Source organism: Actinopolyspora biskrensis, assembly GCF_013408175.1.
Classification (GTDB): Bacteria; Actinomycetota; Actinomycetes; order Mycobacteriales; family Pseudonocardiaceae; genus Actinopolyspora; species Actinopolyspora biskrensis.
Genome location: NZ_JACBYW010000007.1, coordinates 18,119 through 39,103, shown reverse-complemented (window position 1 = coordinate 39,103; position 20,985 = coordinate 18,119). Strand labels below are relative to the sequence as shown.

The 20,985-nt window shown below is 69.7% G+C and carries 21 protein-coding genes; 10 read left to right on the top strand and 11 right to left on the bottom strand.

The features are described 5' to 3' along the window. Positions 1-342: 342 nt before the first annotated feature. The 3 genes from FHR84_RS17965 to FHR84_RS17955 all read right to left on the bottom strand — a co-directional run bounded on the left by FHR84_RS17965 (position 343) and on the right by FHR84_RS17955 (position 2,119). A complete protein-coding gene (locus FHR84_RS17965; RefSeq protein WP_343075319.1) occupies positions 343-924 on the bottom strand; it encodes an RICIN domain-containing protein in 582 nt (193 codons plus the stop codon). Positions 925-1,148: 224 nt separating this feature from the next. Then, entirely contained in the window at positions 1,149-1,808 is a 660-nt protein-coding gene (locus FHR84_RS17960) for a hypothetical protein (RefSeq protein WP_218863218.1), read from the bottom strand. 11 nt (positions 1,809-1,819) lie between these two features. Beyond that, entirely contained in the window at positions 1,820-2,119 is a 300-nt protein-coding gene (locus tag FHR84_RS17955; protein WP_179536713.1) for an HC3 family zinc finger protein, read from the bottom strand. A 141-nt stretch (positions 2,120-2,260) separates the two neighbouring features. On the opposite strand from FHR84_RS17955, the gene FHR84_RS17950 reads away from it, so the two are divergent. The 4 genes from FHR84_RS17950 (at position 2,261) to FHR84_RS17935 (ending at position 4,423) form a co-directional block, all read left to right on the top strand. Continuing rightward, positions 2,261-3,118, top strand: a complete 858-nt coding sequence (locus tag FHR84_RS17950; protein WP_179536712.1) for a helix-turn-helix domain-containing protein — start codon at positions 2,261-2,263, stop codon at positions 3,116-3,118. Next, positions 3,118-3,318, top strand: a complete 201-nt coding sequence (locus tag FHR84_RS17945) for a DUF397 domain-containing protein (RefSeq protein ID WP_179536711.1) — start codon at positions 3,118-3,120, stop codon at positions 3,316-3,318. Before FHR84_RS17950 ends, FHR84_RS17945 begins: the two co-directional genes overlap by 1 nt. A gap of 167 nt (positions 3,319-3,485) precedes the next feature. Then, on the top strand, positions 3,486-3,881 hold the full coding sequence (locus FHR84_RS17940) for a hypothetical protein (protein WP_179536710.1): 396 nt from the start codon (positions 3,486-3,488) through the stop codon (positions 3,879-3,881). Beyond that, positions 3,878-4,423, top strand: coding sequence for a DUF3558 family protein (locus FHR84_RS17935; protein ID WP_179536709.1), 546 nt, complete (start codon positions 3,878-3,880; stop codon positions 4,421-4,423). The genes FHR84_RS17940 and FHR84_RS17935 overlap by 4 nt, the downstream gene beginning before the upstream one ends. A gap of 100 nt (positions 4,424-4,523) precedes the next feature. Here FHR84_RS17935 and FHR84_RS17930 read toward each other — a convergent pair whose 3' ends face one another. Together FHR84_RS17930 and FHR84_RS17925 are read right to left on the bottom strand one after the other, a co-directional pair. Further along, positions 4,524-6,116 carry an amidohydrolase family protein gene (locus tag FHR84_RS17930; protein WP_179536863.1) on the bottom strand — a complete coding sequence of 531 codons (1,593 nt, stop codon included), beginning with the start codon at positions 6,114-6,116 and terminating at the stop codon, positions 4,524-4,526. A 244-nt stretch (positions 6,117-6,360) separates the two neighbouring features. Then, positions 6,361-6,822, bottom strand: a complete 462-nt coding sequence (locus FHR84_RS17925; RefSeq protein WP_179536708.1) for a MarR family winged helix-turn-helix transcriptional regulator — start codon at positions 6,820-6,822, stop codon at positions 6,361-6,363. Between the two features lie 161 nt (positions 6,823-6,983). Here FHR84_RS17925 and FHR84_RS17920 point away from each other — a divergent pair, with 161 nt between their 5' ends. Beyond that, a complete protein-coding gene (locus FHR84_RS17920; RefSeq protein ID WP_179536707.1) occupies positions 6,984-7,439 on the top strand; it encodes a DoxX family protein in 456 nt (151 codons plus the stop codon). Positions 7,440-7,484: 45 nt separating this feature from the next. Here FHR84_RS17920 and FHR84_RS17915 read toward each other — a convergent pair whose 3' ends face one another. From FHR84_RS17915 to FHR84_RS17890, 6 genes are all read right to left on the bottom strand, one after another. Continuing rightward, positions 7,485-8,600, bottom strand: a complete 1,116-nt coding sequence (locus tag FHR84_RS17915; RefSeq protein ID WP_179536706.1) for a SagB/ThcOx family dehydrogenase — start codon at positions 8,598-8,600, stop codon at positions 7,485-7,487. 738 nt (positions 8,601-9,338) lie between these two features. Further along, complete coding sequence (locus tag FHR84_RS17910) at positions 9,339-10,790, bottom strand: FGGY-family carbohydrate kinase (protein ID WP_179536705.1); 1,452 nt, start codon at positions 10,788-10,790, stop codon at positions 9,339-9,341. After that, a complete protein-coding gene (locus tag FHR84_RS17905; protein ID WP_179536704.1) occupies positions 10,787-11,839 on the bottom strand; it encodes an NAD(P)-dependent oxidoreductase in 1,053 nt (350 codons plus the stop codon). The genes FHR84_RS17910 and FHR84_RS17905 overlap by 4 nt, the downstream gene beginning before the upstream one ends. Before the next feature lie 235 nt (positions 11,840-12,074). Further along, on the bottom strand, positions 12,075-12,536 hold the full coding sequence (locus FHR84_RS17900; protein WP_179536703.1) for a ribose-5-phosphate isomerase: 462 nt from the start codon (positions 12,534-12,536) through the stop codon (positions 12,075-12,077). A 68-nt stretch (positions 12,537-12,604) separates the two neighbouring features. Continuing rightward, complete coding sequence (locus FHR84_RS17895; protein ID WP_179536702.1) at positions 12,605-14,335, bottom strand: dihydroxyacetone kinase family protein; 1,731 nt, start codon at positions 14,333-14,335, stop codon at positions 12,605-12,607. Beyond that, positions 14,335-15,057, bottom strand: coding sequence for an HAD family hydrolase (locus FHR84_RS17890; protein ID WP_179536701.1), 723 nt, complete (start codon positions 15,055-15,057; stop codon positions 14,335-14,337). Before FHR84_RS17890 ends, FHR84_RS17895 begins: the two co-directional genes overlap by 1 nt. Positions 15,058-15,361: 304 nt before the next feature. Here FHR84_RS17890 and FHR84_RS17885 point away from each other — a divergent pair, with 304 nt between their 5' ends. The 5 genes from FHR84_RS17885 (at position 15,362) to FHR84_RS17865 (ending at position 20,469) form a co-directional block, all read left to right on the top strand. Further along, positions 15,362-16,735: an MFS transporter gene (locus FHR84_RS17885; RefSeq protein WP_179536700.1), complete on the top strand. Its 1,374-nt coding sequence runs from the start codon at positions 15,362-15,364 to the stop codon at positions 16,733-16,735. A gap of 52 nt (positions 16,736-16,787) precedes the next feature. Then, positions 16,788-17,546, top strand: coding sequence for an SDR family NAD(P)-dependent oxidoreductase (locus FHR84_RS17880; RefSeq protein WP_179536699.1), 759 nt, complete (start codon positions 16,788-16,790; stop codon positions 17,544-17,546). A 126-nt stretch (positions 17,547-17,672) separates the two neighbouring features. After that, a complete protein-coding gene (locus tag FHR84_RS17875; protein ID WP_179536698.1) occupies positions 17,673-18,371 on the top strand; it encodes an HAD family hydrolase in 699 nt (232 codons plus the stop codon). Next, positions 18,368-19,843, top strand: a complete 1,476-nt coding sequence (locus FHR84_RS17870; protein ID WP_179536697.1) for an FGGY-family carbohydrate kinase — start codon at positions 18,368-18,370, stop codon at positions 19,841-19,843. Before FHR84_RS17875 ends, FHR84_RS17870 begins: the two co-directional genes overlap by 4 nt. Before the next feature lie 173 nt (positions 19,844-20,016). Next, positions 20,017-20,469, top strand: a complete 453-nt coding sequence (locus tag FHR84_RS17865; protein ID WP_179536696.1) for a hypothetical protein — start codon at positions 20,017-20,019, stop codon at positions 20,467-20,469. Positions 20,470-20,985: the final 516 nt, after the last annotated feature.

The following is a 20,985-nucleotide window of genomic DNA, read 5'->3' as shown; positions in this document are numbered from 1 at the left end:
CAGTTCCGTGGATCGAATGCGGGGTGTCGCACCGGCTCACGATTCGCGAGCACGCGCGGAGCCGAATCGTTCGGCACGGCACACTTCCCGACCTGGAATTCCGGGGGAACTCTACTGCCGAACGAGGCGAGCGACCACCAGCCCTGGAGACGAATACGCAGGGCGGACTGTTACGAATACGCTCGGTTCCCTCCGGGAAGTTTTCGATTCCGTCGACTTCCGGCCGGAACGGAAAACCGGTCCTCGAAAAAGGCCGGGCACGGAGATCGGGGCGGGAAAGGACGACGCCCCGGCCTCGTTCCGGGGTGGAAACGAGGCCGGGGCGCCAGGGGCGGGTGCGGGTCAGTCGACCGGCACGGCGCTCCACCGCTGGGAGAGGCTGTCCACGTCCTTGTGCAGCACGATGTCGTGCGAGGGCAGCGCCGCCTGGTAGGGGTTCATCACCAGGTTGCCGTTGTTGAACGGCGAGATGCGCAGTCCTTCGTCCTTGCGCACCGACCACCACTGCTCGCGGTCACCCCTGTCGCACTGCTTCTGCACCACGTGCCGCAGCGAGTCCTGGTTGTTCGGCTGCAGGCACAGGCCGGAGCCGACGTTCTTGATGCGGGCCACGCTGTTCAGTCCGGTGGGCATGAACTTCCACTGCTCCTGGAGACGGTTCACGTTGGTCTGGTGCGTGTGCCACAGATCCAGAACGCCGTTCTCCGCGGTGTTCCAGCCCTTGGTGATCATGAACAGGTGAGCGCTGCGGTTGTAGAGGTGGTAGGGCTCGCCCATGTTGATCGAGGTCTGCGCTTCACGCGCCTGCGGCCGCACCTGCTCCTGCTGTCCGTCCTGCTCGGCGGCGCCTGCGCCGGCCCCCATGACGCCGACCATGGAGAAGGCGGTTGCGAGCACCAGGGCGATCCGCTTTTTCAACTTCACCGGGATCCGGTCCTTTCCCGTTGTCACTCGAGAACTTCCGCGAGGATCATCAGCGTGTCGCAATAAAAAATCAACAACTCTTTCGGGTGACAACAAGGGAAGATCAGCTCCACCCCAGGTGAACAAGTTGACGCAAATCCATTTCCTCCCACCAAAGGGTGAAATCTTGGTTTTTCGCTTGATTCATCGTGATTTTTGCGCTCAACCCGAACAGCGAATCCCGTTCAGGCTGCCGCGGGCATTCGACCGCGCGGGGGCGCGGCGGCGCGCGGCGATCGGCGGCGGGACAGCAGACCTACGGATGTGGTCCACTCCGGACGGGCCGCGCAGCCGCGGTCCGCGCTCGGCGCGCGGCGGTGCTTGCCGATGTAGCCGGGTTCCGGGTGCTCGTCCTGACCCACCGGGACGCCGAGCAGCACGGCGAGGTCCTGCTCGACCAGGCTGATGGGGTGGCGCGGCCGCCACCTACCAGGGTCGGGCGGCTGGTACTCGGGATGGTTGAGCAGGGCAAATCGTTGGGCCGGGGTGAAGTCGGGGACGGGCCAGTAGCCGAGGGCGTCCCACCAGTCGGAGTCCGGGGAGCGGTCGGGCCCGTGGAGGATCAGCGTGGCCGGGTCCAGCGGTGGATCCGGTGCTGCTCCGGCAGAGCTCGCGTCCGAATGTTCATCCACAGTGGCCGAATGCTCGCGCCGACCGGAGGGCCCCGGCGCGCGGTGCCGGTCGAGCAGGCCCGCGACGGTGAGCGCGCCCGGACAGACTCCGGTGTGCTGTCCCTGACCGCCGCGCAGCGGGGCGAACGCGCTGCCCAGGGCCAGCGCGAGCACGGTTCCGAGGATCCACAGCAGTCCGACCGGGTGTTGCAGCAGTGCCGGTCCCGGGGTCATCGCCGCGCCGATCACAGCGCGTCCCCGTCGCAGCCGAAGCGTTCCCGCACGTGACGGCGGGCCTGACGCTCGCGGTCCTCCTTCTCCCGACCGTGCTCGACGGCCACGCTCATGCAGATGTCGCAGGTCGGCAGCAGCCAGTCCAACTCGGACGGGTCTATCAACGTGACCCACTGCCCGCACAGGGTGTCCCGCTCCTGCCCCGGACGCGGACGCAACTCCCGCGAGAACGCGTGCCGAAGCCCGGCCACCGGATTCCACCACACCACCGGCCCGGACCAACCCCATCCGGCCAACGGAACCTCCAGCATCACCAACACTCCTCACCCTACGAATGAATACAAACACGATCTGTCTTCAGTGAATATTATACAAAGATAATTACAAGTGAATCACTCGCGCAGGTGATAGTCGTATGATCAGAGCCGACTCCGACCGATCCGGGAAGGCTGATGACCGCTACCGACTCGCCCGCCGTGCTGCGGCGCTACATCGCGTTCGAACTCAAACGGCTGCGTGAGGCACGCGGATACACCCAGGCTCAAGTGGCCAACTACATGCGGTGTGCCCAGAGCCGCATCACCCACATCGAAAGCCAGCGCAACCTGCCCAGGCTGGAGTTCCTGGAAAAGCTGCTGCGCTACTACGACTGCACCGAGGAACAGGTGCGGCACTTCGGTGGGCTGCTGGGACGGGCCAACACCAAGTCGTGGTGGACCGGAATCGACCACAGCAGGGAACCACTCCAGTTCGATCTCTACCTCGGCCTGGAAGAAGGAGCCTCACGGATCGAGAGCTACGACCCGCTGCTCATCCCCGGCTTGCTGCAAACCCCGCGGTACACCGAGGCCATCGTCCGTGCGGGCCAGCAAACCGAGCACGACCTCGACCGGCAGGTGGACCTCCGCGTTCGACGACAATCGGCACTGACGCGCTCGGACAACCCCACCCACCTCTGGGCGGTCATCGACGAGCAGGCTCTCGACCGCCCCGTCGCGGCACCAGCAGTCATGCGCGAGCAGCTGGACAAACTGCTGGACACCGCCGAGCTCGCCAACGTCACCCTGCAGATCTGTCCCGTCGTCGTCGGCGGTCACCCGGCCCTGACCGGGCCGTTCACCATCCTGCACTTCCCCATGCCGCACGATCCCGGGGTCGTCTACATCGAAACTCGGATCAAGGGCTTCTGGTTCGAGGAGCAGCCCGAGATCGACCAGTACACCCAGATCATGAATCACCTTCGCACTATCGCCGCTTCTCCGGAACAATCGAAGAAACTCCTCAACGACAAGCGCGAGGAACACACCTAATGCAGCACAGCACAACACACCACTGGCGGACCTCCAGCTACTCCAACGACATCGGCCAGTGCGTCGAAGTCGCCTTAACATCCGAGGCGGTCGGCATCCGCGACACCAAGGACCGCGCGGGCGGCACCCTCGCCGTGCGCCCGGAATCCTGGGCCGGATTCGTGGACCGGCTCAAGACCGGCGAGTACGACCGGGGCTGACCTCGGCCACGCCGTGCCGGGAGTCGACCGGCCGCCAGGACCACGTCCCCGGCACGGCACACCGGCTCCGCTCCGAGGATCGGGTCAACTCCGTTGACCCCGTGCACGCGTGATCAGTAGCGTCGCTCGGTATCACACGGCAGCGCAGTACTGGGGAGCCCACGCCGATGAACGATCCGCAGCAGGTCGCCAACAGCCTGTCCAACACCAACGACGCGATGCGCGGCATCATCACCGCCGCTGACAAGGGTGAGTTCACCATCACCCCCGATGCGGGCGACGAGCTCATCCAGATCTTCCAGGGGATCGAGGAGTGGACCGGGAAAGTCCTGTATGACATGACGATCGTCAAGCAACACACCCCGCTCGGCCCCAGCCCCGCCGGTGAAGCGATCACGGAGTTCAACCAGCAGGTCGCTTCCGGGAACGAGAGCTCCTTCGAAGAAATGATCCTACGCATCCGGAAGAACGCTCCGAAGGTCGTCGAGGCCCTCCGCGAAGGCATCCGGCTGTATCAGGAAACCGACGAAGGCAACGCCGACGACCTCGGAAGGCAGGCATGACGACCGCGCCCGAACGTCCCAAAGCAACCCGCACCGCGCTGCTGGCGACACTCGCCGCGGGCGGCCTGCTGCTCTCCGCCTGCGGCGGAAGCAGTTCCGGTGCGGACAGCACGACCACCATCGAAGAGACCACGACAAGTACGAGCAGCACGTCCGCGCTCGCTCGGACGAACCCCTGCGAGCAACTCACCGCAGCCAACAAGGAAGAACTCGGCATCAACGAGCAAGGCGACAGCAAAGAGCTCGTAGGGGCTGTAAGGTGCTCTTGGACCACTCAGAACGGAACACTCACGGTCGCTCTCAACCCAGAGGATGGAATTGACGACCTGAACTTCTCGGACGGTGAGCAGGAGTCTTACTCGATAGCTTCGAAACAAGGAAAGATCGTGCGTGGCAGTACCGGGATGGACTGTACTGTAGCGGTACCTTTCGACGAAACCTCCTCCATAAGCGTAGGCGGACTAGTAGACGACATCCCCTCCTCCTGCGAGCTGGCTAAGAAGGCGGCCCCGATGGTGTGGAAGAATCTTTCCGAGGAGTAGCTGCCCGGACTCCGCTGAGGCGGTAGGCTGATCGGGCGAGTACGACCGGGGCTGCCCCCAGCGCGCCGTGCCGGGAGTCGACCGGCCGCGAACCGGCGCTTCAGCGACAGCGGTGCCGCAGCGCGTGCCCCGGCAGGGCATCGGTGCGCTCGCCCTCGTCGATGACGGGCACGCCGTTGACGAGCACGTGCGAAATACCGGCGGCCTGCCTGCGCGGATCGTCGAAGGTCGCCGTGTCGGCGATCCCGTCCGGGTCGAAGAGCACCAGGTCCGCCACGTTTCCCTCCCGGATGCGGCCTCTGTCCGGCAGCCCGAGCCGGTCGGCGGCCCTGGCGGTCATGTGGTTCACGCACTCCTCGAGACCGAGGACCCCGAGCTCGCGGGTGTAGTGCGCCAGGTAGCGGGGAAAGGTCCCCCACGCCCTCGGGTGCGGTTTGTCGCCGACGAGCAGCCCGTCGCTGCCCGCGGTGTGCGCCCGGTGGCGCATGATCGCCCGCACGTTCTCCTCGTGGCCGACGTGCATGAGGCAGGAGCTGCCCAGCCGCTCGGACAGCAGCACGTCCAGGTAGAGCTCGGTGGGCTGCTTCCCCTCCGCACGGGCGACTTCGCCCACGGTGCGCCCCAGCAGGTGACCGTTGACCTCGGGACGGCGCACCCCGTTGATCTCGATGGAGTCCCAGTCGACCGGAACGCCGTGGCAGCCGTCGGAGCCCTCCACCTCCAGGACCTCGCGGATCCGCGCACGCAGCGCGGGATCCCGCAGCCGTTCCAACGTGGCCTCGACACCGCCCTCCCCGGCCCAGCTCGGCAGCAGCGCGTGCAGCGCCGTGCAGCCGGGCAGGTACGGGTAGGAGTCCAGCGTGATGTCGGCGCCAGAGTCGATCGCGTCGTCCAGCAGGGTCAGCAGTTCACCGGCCCGCCCCTCGTTGACGTCGAAGTTCATCGTGGCGTGCGCCAGGTGCAGCGGGCAGCCCGCCGCCGCGCCGACCTCGATCATCTCGGCGTAGGCGTCCAGCGCCCCGGCGCCGTAGCTGCGGTGGTGCGGGCAGAAGAACCCGCCGCGCTCCCCGGTCACCGCGCACAGCGCGGTCAGCTCGTCCCGGTCCGCGAACATTCCCGGCGTGTAGGTCAGCCCGGCGGACATGCCGAACGCGCCCTCGCGCAGCGAGCGGTCCAGCACCCGGCGCATCTCGGTGAGCTCGGCCTCGCCGGCGGGGCGGTTCTCGCTGCCCACGCACAGCACGCGCAGGGTGCCCTGGGGAACCAGGTAGGCCGCGTTGACCGCGATCCCCTCGTCGAGCCGGTCCAGGTACTCGGCCACGCTGCGCCAGTTCCAGTCGAAGCCGGGCGGGTCGTCGTTCCAGCCCGCGAGCTGGGCGCGCAGCGCCGTCAGGGTCCGCTCGTCGACGGGCGCGTAGGACAGCCCGTCCTGTCCGAGCACTTCCAGGGTCACGCCCTGCGAGACCTTGGCCAGGTGCTCCGGTTCGGAGAGCACCCGCAGGTCGGAGTGGGAGTGCATGTCGATGAACCCGGGGGCGAGCACGAGCCCGGACGCGTCGACCACGCGGCGCGCGCTCAGGCTCACCGGCGCGGCGACCTCCGCGATCCGCCCGTTGTGAACTCCCACGTCGGCGCGGTACTCGGGGGCTCCGGTCCCGTCCACGACGCGGGCTCCGCGCAACGCGATGTCCATGCCGAGCCCTTTCCGCCGCACACGAAAATCAGCACCCACTGTGCTCATATCGACACCTGTTGCATCGAACGGCCAATTGGTTTATACCAATAGCGTGACAGTTGGTCAACGCGCCCGGAAAAACCCCGAGCGACGCACTCACCGATGCTTTCCGGTCGAGTCGTTGGCCGACTCGGATCTTTCTTCGGCGCGGCAGCGCCGAAACGACCACCCTGGCCACCGGCACCGCCCCGGAAAAATCCAATCAATCCGCGGAGCCCAGGCCGCGGTTGACCGCGTTCAGGCTGTCGCTGAGCGCTTCGAGCTGTCCGGGGGTGAGCAGGTCGATCAACGAGGAACGCACGGCTTCGAGGTGCCCGGGGGCCGCACGGCGGAGCTTCTCCAACCCCTGCTCGGTGAGCACCGCGAAGACGCCGCGGTCGTCCCCCGGGCACGAGCGGCGGCGCACCAGACCGGCCTTCTCGAGCTTGCCTATCTGGTAGGTCACCCCGCTCTTGGAGGTCACCAGCTGCGTGGCTAGCTCGGTCATCCGCACCTCTTGTCCGGGGGCCTCCGCCAGCCACACCAGTATCTCGTACTGGGGGTGGGACAGTCCTTCCTGCTCCCGGAGCTGGTGCTCCACACGCCTTCCCACGCGATGACTGGCCTCCAGGAACGCGTTCCAGGCCGCCATCTCCCCGGAGTCGAGCCAACGTGGTTGCGTCATGCACTCATCCTAGCGGTTGTTCGAATTTGAACAACCCGGTAGCGTGGAACTAGTTCAAATTTGAACCACAAGCACTCCGGCGGGCCCCGACCCCGCCCCGCCCGGACCGGGGACGACTCACCGGCCCGGGACCCGAAGTCCGAAAATCGAAAGGAGCAGTCATGCCACAACTGCCACCCCAGGTCCGCGACCTGGCACTGCTGCTGGCCAGACTGGTTGCCGGGATCGTGTTCATCGCCCACGGCATGCAGAAGTTCACCCAGTGGGGGATCAGCGGGACGGCCGACTCGTTCGCCGGAATGGGCATCCCCGCCCCCGGGCTCGCGGCCTGGGCGGCCGCGCTGATCGAGACCCTGGGCGGAGCCGCGCTCCTGCTCGGGCTCGCCCTGCCGGTCGCGGGAGTGCTGCTGGCGCTGAACATGCTCGGCGCGCTCGTGTTCGCCCACCTCGGCCAGGGCTTCTTCTCCTCCGGCGGTGGTTACGAGTACGTGCTCGTGCTCGCGGTCATCGCCCTGGCCCTCGGATTCAACGGCGGAAGGTTCGCGCTGGACAGGGCGCTGAGCAGCTCCGGCTCCCGCTCCGGCCGGGAGCGCACCGGCGAGAGCGTGGGGGTGTGAACAACTCCCAGTTATAGGCAAAACTGGGAACCCCTCTGGAAATCGTCACCCCTCCAACGCCGTCTCCCGGAACGTCGACAGCCCGGCGGCAGGCGGTGCCTCGGGCTGCTCGGCGGCCGGATGCCCCGCCGCGAGGACGTAGAGCGGGGTCCTGCCGATGTTGTCCAGCCCCAGCCGCTCGGCGAGCTGCGAGTCGTGGAAAGCGCCCGTCTGCGCGGGTCCGAGCCCCAGCGCGGTGGCGGTCAACGCGAAGGTCTGCCCGAGGTGTCCCGCGTTGAGCAGGCTCACGCGGTAGGAACGTGGTGTGGGGTACTTGCTGAGCAGCCGGTCCACCACTAGACCGAGCACCACCAGGAAGGCCGCGCCACCCGCCCACTCCTGGTCCGCGCAGAAGCGGGTCGCGTCCGCGGAGGAGAACCCCTCGGAGAGCAGTTCCAGGGAGTGCTCCCGCAGGTTGTAGTGGTACACCCCCGGCTCGACCCCGGTCACGTTCCGGACGGCCACGTAGGCGTCCAGCTCCTGCCGCGCCCCGCCCGCGGGGCTCGTGCGGCGGAACAGCGCACCCCGCCCGCAGTCGATGAAGTCCACGGGGGCGAACGCCGTGGCCAGCAACGTGCTCAGCACGGGCAGCGGAACCGGGTCCCGCGTGTAGTCCCGGCAGGTGTGCCGCGCGAGAAGCACCTGCTCGTAAGGGGCGCGCAGCTCCGTGGACAGCGGTCGGGGCAACAGGATCCGATCGGCCCGCGGATAACTGGTGAACAGCACGAAAGGGGCCTGCGACTCCCGCCCCGCAGCGGACTCCCCCTCGTGCTCCGTCTCGGGGTACTTGACGTCCTGGGTGGCGTAGTGGAAGAAGGCGGCCTCCGGACTCCAGGTCGACCACTGTCGCTCGAACCGCTCGTCGGCCGCCACCTCGGGAGCGTCGGCGGCCAGCAGCAGCCCGGCCCCGCGTAATTCCCCCACCGCCTGCTCCACGGTCCCCGGGGAAAGGTGATTCAGCTTCTCGGCCGCTTCCGCGGGATCGGTCCACTCCGAGAAGGCGGAGAGGATCTCGGCCACGGCCGGATGAAGGGCGAGTGGGTCACCACCCGGGTAGGGGTGGACGACGAAGGACCCGTCGTACCAGTAGCAGACCAGTCCGTGACGACGGCGCAGGCGCATTCGTGCTCCAAGAGGTTCCGGAATCGATCGCGGAGTCATCGGCATTCGTCGCGGGGCGGACCGAGCGATCCGCCCCGCGACGTTCATCCGTCATCAGGAGTGGTGCCATATCCAGAAGAACGGCTTGTTCTTCCGGTCGCTGCGGACCACGGGAGCGGCCTGGATCGTGATGACGCGCATCGTGCTCACCTCCTTTCCCGCGAGTTCCTGCGGTGCGTGGGCAATTACGCCAGCACACGCACCGAGAACACAACGGAAGAACGCGGAATCAGCCCTCGAGGCGACAGGAAAGCACGCTTCCGGAGCAGAAAGGCGAACACGAAAGAAACAGAAAATATTCGCCGACAAACAATTCCCGAAACAGACAGCGGGCCAAGAGGAGGAAGAATTGTCGAGAATTCCGAGGGCCCGTCACCGGGCGTGGATCCGGGAACGCGGAGAGCGTCGGGACGCACCCGCGATCAGGGCCGCCCGGGAGCACGCTGCCGGAGGGGGCTCGCGGCCTGCCCGGACGAGGGATACCGACACTTCCGGCCGCGAGCCCGTTCACCGCGGCGGGCCGCTACGGCTCCACGGCCGCGCCGACCGTGCCCCACGACCGAGCCGAACCGCCGCACCACCGAGTTCCGGCGTTTCGCGCGAAGCGTTCTTTCCGGAGCGGTGCCAGAGCGACAGTTTCGCGCGAAACGTCCCCGTTCTCGGCAGTCGTCCAACGCGAACCGCGCCGAGGAACCTCGCTCAGCCCGTCCGCCACAGCTCGCGCATGCTCGCCAGGGTCTGGCGGTAGCGACGGTAGCCGTCCTCGTAGCGCTGCCGCACCTCCGGGTTCGGGGTCACCTCCCGCGTCGGGAGCGTCCACTCGCCCGAGTCCACCGGATCACCCAGGGCCCGTGCCGCCGTGACCGCCGCGCCCCTGGCTCCCATGCCCGGGTCGTCCGGCAGGTGCAGCGGCTGCCCCAGCACGTCCGCGAACACCTGCGCCCACGGGTGCGAACGCGTCCCCCCACCGCAGGCCACCAGCCTGCCGTCCAGACCGGCCGCCTCGAAGCAGTGCCGCGCGGCGTAGGCGACGCTCTCGCAGACCGCCCGCACCACGTCGGCGCGCGTGGTCCCGATCCGCACCCCGCTCAGCTGACCGCTGGCCCCGGGATCCACGAACGGGGAGCGCTCACCGCCGGGCGCCAGGAACGGCAGCGCCGAGACGTCGTTGGCCCCGGGTGGACTGGCCTCCAGCTGCGCGCCCAGATCGTCGATGCCCAGCCCGAGCAGTTCCAGCACCCAGTCCAGGCTGGCCGTGCCCACCATGGCGGGCATGCCGTGCAGCAGCTGGTTCTCCTCGGGGGTGCACAGCCACATCCCGGAGGGCTCCTCCTGCCGGTGCCGGTCGCCCACCTCCGTCAGCACCTGGCAGGCCAGCGTGGTGCCCACGGTCAGCAGCCCGTCGCCGAACTCGTTCAGCCCACCCCCGACCGCGCAGGCGGGCAGGTCGAATGGTCCGGCCGTGACCGGTGTCCCGGCGGGCAGCCCGAGCAGTTCGGCCCCGTTGGCGTCGAGTTCGAAGATCTGACGCGGTCTGGCCGGTTTCGGCAGCAGGTGCTCGTACTCGGCCAGCCCGCAGGCCTCGAGCGCCTCCTCGTCGTAGCAGCGCGTGTCCGCGTCCAGGAACGGGACCGAGGCGTCCGAGGCGTCGACGCTGATCTCCCCGGTCAGCACGTGCAGCACGGAATCGACGCAGTAGCCCGCCACATCGGCTGCGCGCAGCGACTCCGGCTCGTGATCGGCGAGGTGGGCCAGCAGCGGCCCGTGGGCCCCCGGGAAGAGCCCGTTGCCGGTGCGTTCGTAGACCCTCCTGCTGACCCCGTCGCGCTGCCACTGCCGCACGACCGGCGCCGCACGGCCGTCCATCCACGAGATCGGGCTGCGAACCGGCCTACCCCGGGCGTCCCGCAGCCACAGCCCGTCCCCCTGCCCGGTGAGGGCGACGGCGCGCGGACGCGTGCCGGTGCGCTCCACCACCTCGCGGACCACGGCGGCGACCGTGGACACGACGTCGTCGAGGTCCTGCTCGACCCGCCCGTCCGGGTAGTGCTCCAGGTGGGAGTGCCTGCTGGCCTCGGCCAGCACCCGGCCACCGTCGTCGAAGGCGGCGGCCTTGGTGAGCGAAGTTCCGATGTCGACAGCGGTGATCATGTCCGGGTCCCTCGAACGTCGGGGTTGGCGAGATGCGCCTGCGGCTCACCCCGTGCGAAGCGGCCGACCTCGGCCGCCACGATCTCGGCCGCGCGGTGCGCGGTCTGCCGCGTGGCCCCGGCCAGGTGCGGGGTGGTGATGACGTTGGGGGCGTCGTGCAGCGGCCAGTCGGCCGGTGGCGGTTCCACGTCGTAGACGTCCAGCGCCAACGCGCCCAGCTTCCCGGAGCGCAGCAGACCCGGCAGCGGGGTGTAGTCGAGCAGCCCGCCGCGGGCTGTGTTGACCAGCACGGCTCCTTCGGGCAGCAGGGCGAGCTTCTCCGCGTCCAGCAGGTTCCTGGTCTCCGGGGTGAGCCTGGCGTGCAGGCTCACCACCGAGCAGCGCGGCAGCATGCTCTCCAGCTCCACCGGTTCGACACCGTCGGCGCGGAGCCGCTCCGGTTCGGTGTAGGGGTCGGCGACCAGCACCTCGGCGCCGAAGGCGCGCAGCACCCGCGCCACCCGGCTGCCGATGGCCCCGTAGCCGACGAGCCCGACCGTGCCGCCCTCCAGCTCGACGCCTGCCTCGGGGTAGGCGTAGAAGTCCCCGCGCCAGTTCCCCTTCTTGAGCTCGGAGTCCGAATCGGGGATGCGGCGCAGCGCGGCGAGGGTCATGCCGACCGCGTACTCGGCGGCCGCGGCCGCGTTGCGCCCCGGGGCGTAGGTGACCGAGACCCCGGCCTCGGTGGCCGCTGCCAGGTCGACGTTGATCGGGCCTCCCCTGCACACGGCCACCAGCTCGAGCTGAGGTGCGGCCGCGAACACCCGCTCGGTGAACGGGCCCATCTGCGTGGCGCAGGCCGTGGCCCCGTCGACGGCCTCGATCATCTGATCTTCGCTTCCGCTGGCCTCCTCGACCCCGCCGACCGGGCCGAAGGGTTCCACCGGCCAGGGCAGCTCGAGCTTGCCGACCTCCGGGTCCTCCAGCTCGGACCCCTTCAACTCGGACCGCAGTGCCGATTCGAGCAGGTCGGGGCCGACGAAGTTGTCACCCGCAGCCAAAACGCGCACGATCGATTCCCCTGTTCTGCTTGTCTGTTGTGATTCACGGGGCGGGCTGCCTCGGCATTCCGAACGGCACCACCACCCTGCCCACCGGTACCGCCGCGGGTTCTCAGTCGAGTGCCCGGCGAGGACGGTCCCGACGTTGTGTAGTCGCTACCCGATGTCGGGACACCCGCAGCCGGGCGCCGACTGAGGTTCCGCCAAGTGCCCCGCCACGCAGACCGAGCCGCCGACCTTCTGTTCAGTGCTGGTGTTCGTAGCGGGTTATCTGGGCGACCTTCTCCGCGCTCGCGGAGGCCGGGTCGAAGGAGTAGCCCAGCCACTCGTCGACCAGGCGCTTGGCCAGTTCGGGACCTATAACCCTGGACCCCATGGTCAGTATCTGGCAATCGTTCGACTTGATCGAGCGCTCCACCGAGTAGGAGTCGTGCGCGACTGTGGCCCGCACCCCCTCCACCTTGTTGGCCGAGATGCACATGCCGATCCCCGTCCCGCAGATCAGCACGGCGCGCTCGGCCTGCCCGCCCGCCACGGCCTCGGAGGCCGTCAGCCCGAGGCGGGGGTAGGCGCGGTCGTCGGAGGCGTCGTGCACGCCGTAGTCCAGCACCTCGCCGACCCGCTCGTCGGATCCCAGCTGTTCGGCGATCAGCTGTTTGAGTTCGAAGCCCGCGTTGTCCGCCGCGACCGCAACGGTGACCGTCATCCTCGGTTCCCCTTTCGTGAGAGAGTGCGCGAGAGCGGATCGCCCATCGGCTCCCGCCCCGCGAGTGCTCAGGTGGCCCGTTCGCAGGCGCCGTCGGCCACTGCGGCCGCGGCCGCTTCGAGCAGCAACGCCAGCGAGGTGGCCCCCGGGTCGGGCGTTCCCCGGTCCCTGCCACCGAGCCGGGAGGCGCGCCCGCGCGCCGAGGTGAGTTCGGCGGTCCCCTCGGCCGCCTTGCTCGCCACCCGTGCCGAGGAGGTCAGCGCCTCGGCCAGGGCCGTTCCGGACTCGGCCTGTTCCACCAGCGCGTCGCGGAAGGGTTCCAGCGCGTCGAGCAGCGTCTTGTCCCCGCTGCTCGCTCCCCCCAGCTCGGCGACGGCGGAGCAGGCCCCGCGCACCGCCTCGGCCAGCGCCGCGGTGTCCACCCGGCCCCGGTGTGCGCGCAGCCCGGCTCCGGTCTGGCTCAGCAGCGCACCGTAGAGCGCTCCCGAGGCCCCTCCGGCCGCGTCGGCCAGTGCCGTTCCCGCGGCCAGCAGCGCGTCGCCGACCGAGCGGGCGTCGTCCGGGTGGCTGCCCGTGGAGTCGGCCGCCCGCACGGCCGCGCGCAGCCCGCGCACGATGCCCTGCCCGTGGTCACCGTCCCCGGCGACGGAGTCCAGCCGTCCGAGCTCGTCCTCGGCCGCCGAGACGCGTTCCAGCGCCGCTTCCAGCAGGGTGTGCACCACGCCGCCGCGGCTCTCCCGCTGCTGTTCGGTCCCCGGCGCCCCGGCGGCGCCCGCCGACCCGGTGTCCTCTCCGGTGGCCAGCGGGTTGAGCGGGCGGAAACCGGGGGTGTCGCAGTCGGCGTCGTAGAGCTCCGCGAGTTCGTCGTCCAGCGCCAGCAGCGACAGCGAGAGACCCGCCATGTCCAGCGAGGTCACGAACTCGCCCACCTCGGGCCGGTGCGGGCGCAGCCCGGCGGCGCGCAGACGCCGTTCGATCGCCGGGTAGCAGGCGAACATCTCCTCGTACTTGGTGCGGCCCAGGCCGTTGACCAGCACGGCCACCCGTTCGGTTCCGGCGGGCAGCTCGGCGACGAGCTTGTCCACCAGCTCGGCCGCCAGCGCCTCGGCTCCCATGGCGTCGGCTCCCCGCGCCCCGGGCTCGCCGTGGATGCCCAGGCCCAGCTCCACCCGGCCCGGGTCGACGGTGAACAGCGGCTCGGACTTGCCGGGCAGGGTGCACCCGCCGAAGGCGGCCCCGTAGGTGCGGGTGCGGTCGTTGGTCCTGCTCGCCACGGCCGCGACCGCGTCCAGGTCGTCGCCGCGCTCGGCCGCGGCACCCGCCGTCTTGAACACGAAGAAGTCACCGGCGACGCCGCGCCGCTCGGCGGCGTTGTCGGCGCTGCCGCTGGCGATGTCGTCGGTGACCAGCACGGTCCTGCTGTCGATCCCCTCGGCCGCCAGCCTGCGCGCGGCCAGCCCGAAGTGCATCACGTCGCCCGCGTAGTTGCCGTAGCCGAACAGCACTCCCGCGCCGCCGTCGGCCGCGCGCGCCGTGCGGTAGACCTGTTCCGCGCTGGGGCTGGTGAACACGTCGCCGACCACGGCCGCGTCGGCCAGCCCGGGACCGACCAGCCCGGCGAAGGCCGGGTAGTGCCCGCAGCCGCCGCCGATGACCACCGAGACCTTGCCCCGGCGGGGCGCGTGCCGCCCCACCACTCCGTACGCTCCGGGCACACGGGCCACGGATCTCCCGTATGCGGTGACGAACCCTTCCAGCCAGGACTCCTTGAAGGAGTCACCGTCGATCAGTCCGGTCATCAGGCACCTTCGCTTTCGACCACCGGGGCGGACAACATGGACAGCAAGGTGCGCCGGACGTGGGACAGCGACTCGGCCACGACGGTGGCCGACTCGACGGCGTCCGGCTTGGGCGGGTACTCGGAGTTCGGGATCGCCACCACGCTCATCCCGGCCGCGTGAGCCGCCCGGATACCGTTGCTGGAGTCCTCGACGGCCGCGCACTCGGGTCCGGTGTGTCCGAGTCGTTCGGCCGCTTCGGCGTACACGTCGGGGCTGGGTTTGCCCCTGGGGACCTCGGCGCTGGACACGGTCGCCACGAAGCGGTCCGTGAGTCCGCTGCGGTCGAGCACGGCGTCTATGAGCCGCCGCGCCGCCGAGGAGGCCAGCGCGATCGGGGCCACCGCGCTGACCTCGGTGACCATCTCGCGTGCCCCTTCGAGCAGCTGGATCTCACCGTCGTCCAGCGCGGCGATCATGTCGTCGACGACCGCCCGTTCGATCTCCGCGACGGGTTCCGGCGACCCGCACACCCGGCCTAGGTAGGCCGACCACTCCGGGGAGCTCATGCCTTGCACCGTCGAGGTGTCCGCGGAGCTCCACTCGTGTCCGTGGCGGGCGGCGTAGCGGCTCCACATCCGTTCCCAGAGGTGTTCGCTCTCCACCAGCACGCCGTCCATGTCGAACACGACCGCTCGCAGCGGACCCGTCGACCGCGGCTCGGTTACCTGGCTGACCGTCATGCGCTGTCCTTTCACAAACTTGAGGTTAAATTAACGATACACACTTTATATGTCCAGCCCCAGCGTTAAGCTCACCCGAGCAGCGTGCCCATCCATGGGGAAGCCGGAGGAGATCCACCAGGACATACGGTTCAACATGCGAAAACTTAGGGTTAACACCTTGCGAGTGAAAGTCACTAGATGCATGATGCTCGCTTAACACCGGCGGTGCCGCGCATCACAACTCCGATTGCCCATCCGCCGCGTACACGGGACCGCCCACGAGGTGGCCCCGGCATCCTCAGTCGCTTCGGAGGCGGGAACATTGGCACAGCAGCCACCGGGCGCGGCGAGTTCGGACGCCGCGCCGGACAACCGGAACTGGTTGGAAAGAATAGGCATCCCCAAGCCGCTGTTCTGGGGATTCGTCGGCGTGCTGATCTTCATGATCGGCGACGGTGTGGAGATCACCTACCTGACCGACTACCTGCAGCGCCCGGAGGGCGGCGGGCTGGAAGGCTCCCAGGCGACCTTCGCGACGGTGACCGTCTACGGGCTCGCCGTGATGATCGCCTCGTGGTTCTCCGGGACGCTGTCCTCCATCTGGGGGCCGCGCTACGTCATGTGGCTCGGCGCGGCCTGGTGGATCGTCTTCGAGATCCTCTTCCTGTTCGTCGCGGTGCCCACCCACAGCTACGCCCTGATCGTGACGATCTACGGCATACGCGGGTTCGCCTACCCGCTGTTCTCCTACGCCTTCCTCGTCTGGGCCCAGGTCGCCAGCCCCGTGCACATGCGCGGCTCGGTCGCGGGCTGGTTCTGGTTCGTCTTCACCGGCGGTCTCCCCACCCTCGGTGCGGCGGTGGCCGCGCTGGCCATCGGTCCGTTCGGCATGAGCCTGCACGCCACGCTGGTGCTGTCGCTGGTACTGGTCGCCGTCGGCAGCCTCATCGGCTGCTTCGGCATCCACGAACCGCACGGCACCAAGCCGATCGCCGACGAGAGCGTGACCAACCCGCGCAGCCCCAAGCGCCTGCTCGAGGGCGTCGACATCCTCTGGCGCGACAAGCGGACCCTCGCGGGCGGGCTGACCAGGATCGTCAACACCGCCCCCGAGTTCGGCTTCTTCGCGATGTTCCCCTTCGTCTTCGGGCCGGAGACGCCGGGCGGCGGCTTCCTCAGCACTTCCGAGGTCGCCGCGCTGAGCAGCATCACCTACGCCGCGAACATCGCGGCCAACCTGGGCTTCGGAGTGCTCGGCGACTACTTCGGCTGGCGGCGCACCGTCACCTGGTTCGGCTGCGTCGGATGCGCGATCGCCACTCCGCTGTGGTACTTCGCGGCCATCGGTTCGCAGAGCTTCGCGGTGGCGTCCGCGCTCGGCGCCGTCTACGGCGTGCTGCTGGCCGGGTTCGTGCCGCTGTCCGCGCTGATGCCCTCGATGGTCTCCACCAAGGACAAGGGCTCCTCGCTGGCCGTGCTGAACTTCGGCGCCGGCGGTGCCGCCTTCCTCGGCCCGGTGACGGTCTACCTCGTGCACCCCGTGCTCGGCGGTGGCGGTGTCGCGATCACCTTCGCGCTGATGTACGTGGTGGTGGCCGTGCTGTCCAGCTACGTCAAGGACCCCAGCGATCCGGGCGAGGCCAGGGCGAACCGAGGCGTCCCGAGAGACACTCCGGCGGAGACCGCGACCACCTGACCTCCGGCACGACGGGAAGACACCGGCGGGCCCTGCGCCACGGGAGAACGTGATGAGCAACGAGGACTTCGCACTGCACGGCAACACCGCCCTGGTCACGGGAGGTGGCCGGGGCATCGGGATGAACATCGCGCGAGCCCTGGCCGAGCACGGGGCCGAGGTGGTGATCGGCGACATAGACCCCGAGAACGGCAAGCTCGCCGCCGAACAGGTCGGCGGCGAGTTCGTCCACCTCGACGTGACCGACTCGGGACGGGTGGCCGAGGTCGTGCGGGACATCGTCGACGACCACGGCTCGCTGGACGTCTCGGTGCACAACGCCGGAATGGTGCGCAACGAGAACGCCGAGGACACCACGGACGACTCCTGGCGGGACGTGCTGCGGCTCAACCTCGACGGCGTGTTCTACTGCTGCCGCGAGGTCGGCAAGGCCATGCTGGAGCAGGGGAGCGGTTCCATCGTCAACATCGCCTCCATGTCCGGCATGATCTCCAACCACCCGCAGGCGCAGGTCTCGTACAACACCTCCAAGGCCGGGGTGATCACGATGACCAAGTCGCTGGCGGGCGAGTGGGCCGACCGCGGGGTGCGCGTCAACGCGATCTCGCCCGGATACATCGGGACCGACCTGCTCCAGGGCGTCCAGCGGACCCAGCCGGAGTGGTACTCCTCCTGGCTGGAGCAGACCCCGATGGGGCGGGTCGGCAAGCCCTCCGAGCTGGGGCCGCTGGCCGTCTACCTCGCCTCGAACGCCAGCAGCTTCATGACCGGCAGCAACGTCGTGATAGACGGTGGGTTCACCTCTTGGTGACCGGAGGTGCCCCTCACCTCCCCGAGTGGTGTTCCCAATTTTGCCTATAACTGGGAACCCCCGGACGGGAACCTCCGGGGCGGTGCCCGCCGCCCTCCTCCGTCCTCGACACGACGAACGGGAGCCATGAACGAATCCGACGACGCGCCCGCCCACGTCGAGCTGGTGCTGCTCGACGTGGGCGGGCCGATCTACGACGACGCCGTCTACCGCGACGCGCTGCTGCGCGCCACCCGCGAGCTCGCCGAGTACGAAGTGGACGAAGCCGAGTTCCTGCGGGTCTACGACGCGCAGCGGCAACGCCAGAGCGGTTCGCTGCGCACGGCGGTGGCCGAGCACTTCCTCACCGCCGAGCGCAGGAAGGAACTGTCCGATCTGGCCGAAAGCCACTGGGAGTACCCGCCCGAAGCGCTGCACCCCGACGTGCTGCCCGCCCTTCGGGAGCTCTCCGCGCGCTACCGCCTGGCAGTGGTGGCCAACCAGCGGAGCCTGGTGACCGAGGCGCTGCGCCGCGACGGGGTCGACGAACACATCGACGTGTGGGCGATCTCGGAGGTCGTGGGGGCGGAGAAGCCCGATCCCGCGATATTCCGGCACGCGCTGTACGAGGCCGGGGTGACGGCCGAACGCGCGGTGCACGTCGGCAACCGGCTGGACGCCGACGTGCGCGGCGCCGCGGCCGTGGGCGTCCGCAGCGTGTGGATCACCCGTGGCGAGGCACCTCCCGAACCCACGGCCGAGCAGCTCGCCGAACCGGACGCGGTGATCGGCTCGCTGGCCGAGCTGCCCGCCGCGCTGCGCGGTTTCCGGGGAGAAGCACCGTGAACCCGAGCGGAGGACGCGGCGGTTCGGGTGGAGCCGAACCGCTGGTGGCCGGGGTGGACGTGGCCACGGCCGAGGTGCGGGTGCTGGTGCTGGACGCCCACGGCGGACGTCGGGCCGAAGCCGCGGAGCGCCTTCCCCGGCCCCGGCGGGACGACTCGGGGGCCTCCGAGCAGGACGCCCGCACCTGGTGGCCCGCGGTGCGGGACTGCCTGGCCCGGTGCACGGCCGAACTCGGCCCCGCGGCCGGGGGGATCCGGGCGCTGGCGATCAGCGCGACCTCCGGGACCGTGGCCGCCGTCGACGAGGACGCCGAACCGGTGGCCCCGGCGCTGATGTACGACGACCGCGGCGGGACGCGTCAGGCCGAGCTTGCGCGGGAAGCCGGGGCCGCGCGCTGGGCCGACATCGGGATCACCCCCTCGGCCGCCTCCGGGCTGGCGCACCTGGGGGTGCTGGCCGAGCGGCTCGGCGACTCGCGGGCGCGGCTGCTGCACACCCCGGAGGTGCTCGGCGAGCGGCTCGTCGGCCACCCGGTGGCCACCGACACCAGCCACGCGTTGAAGAGCGGCTACGACCCGGTTCGCGGCCAGTGGGCGCACGAGGCGCTGGAGGCGCTGCGGATCGCCCCGGAACGACTTCCCGGGGTGGTCGGGCCCGCGCGGGGGCTGGGCCGCGTTTCCCCGGATGCCGCGCGGGAGACGGGGCTGCCGACCTCCTGCGAGGTGCGTTCCGGCATGACCGACGGGTGCGCGGGCCAGCTCGCGGCCGGGGCGGTGCGCGCCGGTCAGGTGGTCACGGTGCTCGGCACGACCCTGGTGCTCAAGGCCGTCTCGCGGGAGCTGGTGCACGATCCCGCCGGGGTGGTCTACAGCCACCGGCACCCGGAGGGCGGCTGGCTGCCGGGCGGCGCCTCCAACACCGGCGGGGAAACCCTCGCCGATGTGGCCCCCTCCCGGCTGGGTGAGCTGGACGAGCTGGCTTCCGCGCGGGGCCCGGCCGGTGCGGTCTGCTACCCGCTGCGGCGCGGTGGTGAGCGCTTCCCGTTCCGCTCCGACCGGGCGCGCGGTTTCCTGCTGGGCGATCCCGACGAGGTGGAGCTGCACCGGGCGCGGCTGGAAGGGGTGGCCTTCTGCGAGCGGCTCGCGCTGGACAGGCTGGCTCGGCTGGGGGTTCCGGTGACCGAGCCGGTGCGCACCGTCGGCGGCGGCGCGCGCAGCGAACTGTGGTGCCGGGTGCGCGCCTCGGTGCTGGAACGGCCCGTGCTGCGCGTGCGCGGTGCGGAGACCTCGCTGGGGGCGGCGCTGCTGGCCGCGAGCGGAACCGTCCACGCGGACCTGGAGAGCGCGGCCGAGGCGATGGTCCCGCGGGGTGAGCTGGTGGAGCCGTCCGACCGGGAGGTCGCCGCGCTGGCCGAGAACTACCGGAAGTTCCACGCCGAACTGGCCGAACGCGGGTGGCTGAACGGGGAGTGAACGGTCTCCGCGGGCACGGGGTTCGTGGGCGAGCTCCCGCCCCGGTTCCCGGTGATCACTGCTGAACGCCCCACGGACCGGCCGGGTGATGAGAGGCTGTGCGACGGCGCGACCGTCCACTGGTGACGGCTCGGCGCTCGGGGCCCACTGCGGAGAGGCCAGGAGGTTCGGGAATGGATGTCCTGTCGTTCGTCGGGACCGTGCTGCTGGTCCTCAGCTGGATCCTGTGGGCGGCGGGGGTGCTCACGCGCAGGTCGTCGCGGAATTCCGCGGAGCACGATCCGGCCGTGCGCCTGATCCCGGTGGACCACGAGACCCGCGAAGCCGTCACCGAGCGGCTCCGGCGCGGCAACAACGTGCGGGCGGTGTCCCGCCTGCGGCGCGCCACCGGAGTTTCCCCGGCGCAGGCACGCATCCTGGCCGGGATCATGGCGGACGGAACCGTTCCGCCCGCGAGCCACTCCGAGTCCTGGGAGCTGCTCCGCGCGCGGCGACCCGAGCTCGTCGCCGAGACCGAGCGGGTCCACGACCAGCACGGGCACTACGCCGCGATCCGCCACCTGCGCCGCCACCTTCCCGTGGGGCTCGGCACCGGGAACCTGTTGGTCAGGGCTCGGAACGGTTGATCGGGAACGTCCGGTTCCCGTACCGGCCGCACCCGGAGTTCTTCGGGAGCATTTTCCGCAGAAAACGACCACTTCCGTGCTGCCGACGAGTGCGCCATACTGCGCAGCACGGGAGTTGAACCACCACGCTGTCCATCACCGGCGGACGGTTCCCACAACGAACACGTTTTCTTCACGGAACGAAACATGTCGCAACGGGCTGTGTTCCAGTTTTAGGCAAAACTGGAGGGGTCACAGCCGGGCCGGACGTCCTCGTCCCCGGGGCCGCCCCTCGGAGGTGCCCTCCGTCGTCGCGGGCGCGTCGAAGGTCAACGCGGCCGCGCACTCGCCGCAGCCCCCGAGGAGCGCACCTCTCGCGCGAGAGCGGACTTCGTGACCCGGCTCGACGAATCAGGGGCTCGCACGCACTCGTATCGCAGTGGGAACACGGACGCCGCCTCCCGAGAACGGAAAGACGCGGCGACCGTCCTCACCGGACGCGGCGTGGAGGCGAACGAGCGTGAACGCACCATCGAA

What these genes read in the sequence shown, in the direction of transcription:
- FHR84_RS17960 (WP_218863218.1), bottom strand. Translation starts at nt 1,808, where the DNA reads ATGACCCCGGGACCGGCACTGCTGCAACACCCGGTCGGACTGCTGTGG.
- FHR84_RS17955 (WP_179536713.1), bottom strand. Translation starts at nt 2,119, where the DNA reads ATGCTGGAGGTTCCGTTGGCCGGATGGGGTTGGTCCGGGCCGGTGGTG.
- FHR84_RS17950 (WP_179536712.1), top strand. Translation starts at nt 2,261, where the DNA reads ATGACCGCTACCGACTCGCCCGCCGTGCTGCGGCGCTACATCGCGTTC.
- FHR84_RS17945 (WP_179536711.1), top strand. Translation starts at nt 3,118, where the DNA reads ATGCAGCACAGCACAACACACCACTGGCGGACCTCCAGCTACTCCAAC.
- FHR84_RS17940 (WP_179536710.1), top strand. Translation starts at nt 3,486, where the DNA reads ATGAACGATCCGCAGCAGGTCGCCAACAGCCTGTCCAACACCAACGAC.
- FHR84_RS17935 (WP_179536709.1), top strand. Translation starts at nt 3,878, where the DNA reads ATGACGACCGCGCCCGAACGTCCCAAAGCAACCCGCACCGCGCTGCTG.
- FHR84_RS17930 (WP_179536863.1), bottom strand. Translation starts at nt 6,116, where the DNA reads ATGGACATCGCGTTGCGCGGAGCCCGCGTCGTGGACGGGACCGGAGCC.
- FHR84_RS17925 (WP_179536708.1), bottom strand. Translation starts at nt 6,822, where the DNA reads ATGACGCAACCACGTTGGCTCGACTCCGGGGAGATGGCGGCCTGGAAC.
- FHR84_RS17920 (WP_179536707.1), top strand. Translation starts at nt 6,984, where the DNA reads ATGCCACAACTGCCACCCCAGGTCCGCGACCTGGCACTGCTGCTGGCC.
- FHR84_RS17915 (WP_179536706.1), bottom strand. Translation starts at nt 8,600, where the DNA reads ATGCGCCTGCGCCGTCGTCACGGACTGGTCTGCTACTGGTACGACGGG.
- FHR84_RS17910 (WP_179536705.1), bottom strand. Translation starts at nt 10,790, where the DNA reads ATGATCACCGCTGTCGACATCGGAACTTCGCTCACCAAGGCCGCCGCC.
- FHR84_RS17900 (WP_179536703.1), bottom strand. Translation starts at nt 12,536, where the DNA reads ATGACGGTCACCGTTGCGGTCGCGGCGGACAACGCGGGCTTCGAACTC.
- FHR84_RS17895 (WP_179536702.1), bottom strand. Translation starts at nt 14,335, where the DNA reads ATGACCGGACTGATCGACGGTGACTCCTTCAAGGAGTCCTGGCTGGAA.
- FHR84_RS17890 (WP_179536701.1), bottom strand. Translation starts at nt 15,057, where the DNA reads ATGACGGTCAGCCAGGTAACCGAGCCGCGGTCGACGGGTCCGCTGCGA.
- FHR84_RS17880 (WP_179536699.1), top strand. Translation starts at nt 16,788, where the DNA reads ATGAGCAACGAGGACTTCGCACTGCACGGCAACACCGCCCTGGTCACG.
- FHR84_RS17875 (WP_179536698.1), top strand. Translation starts at nt 17,673, where the DNA reads ATGAACGAATCCGACGACGCGCCCGCCCACGTCGAGCTGGTGCTGCTC.
- FHR84_RS17865 (WP_179536696.1), top strand. Translation starts at nt 20,017, where the DNA reads ATGGATGTCCTGTCGTTCGTCGGGACCGTGCTGCTGGTCCTCAGCTGG.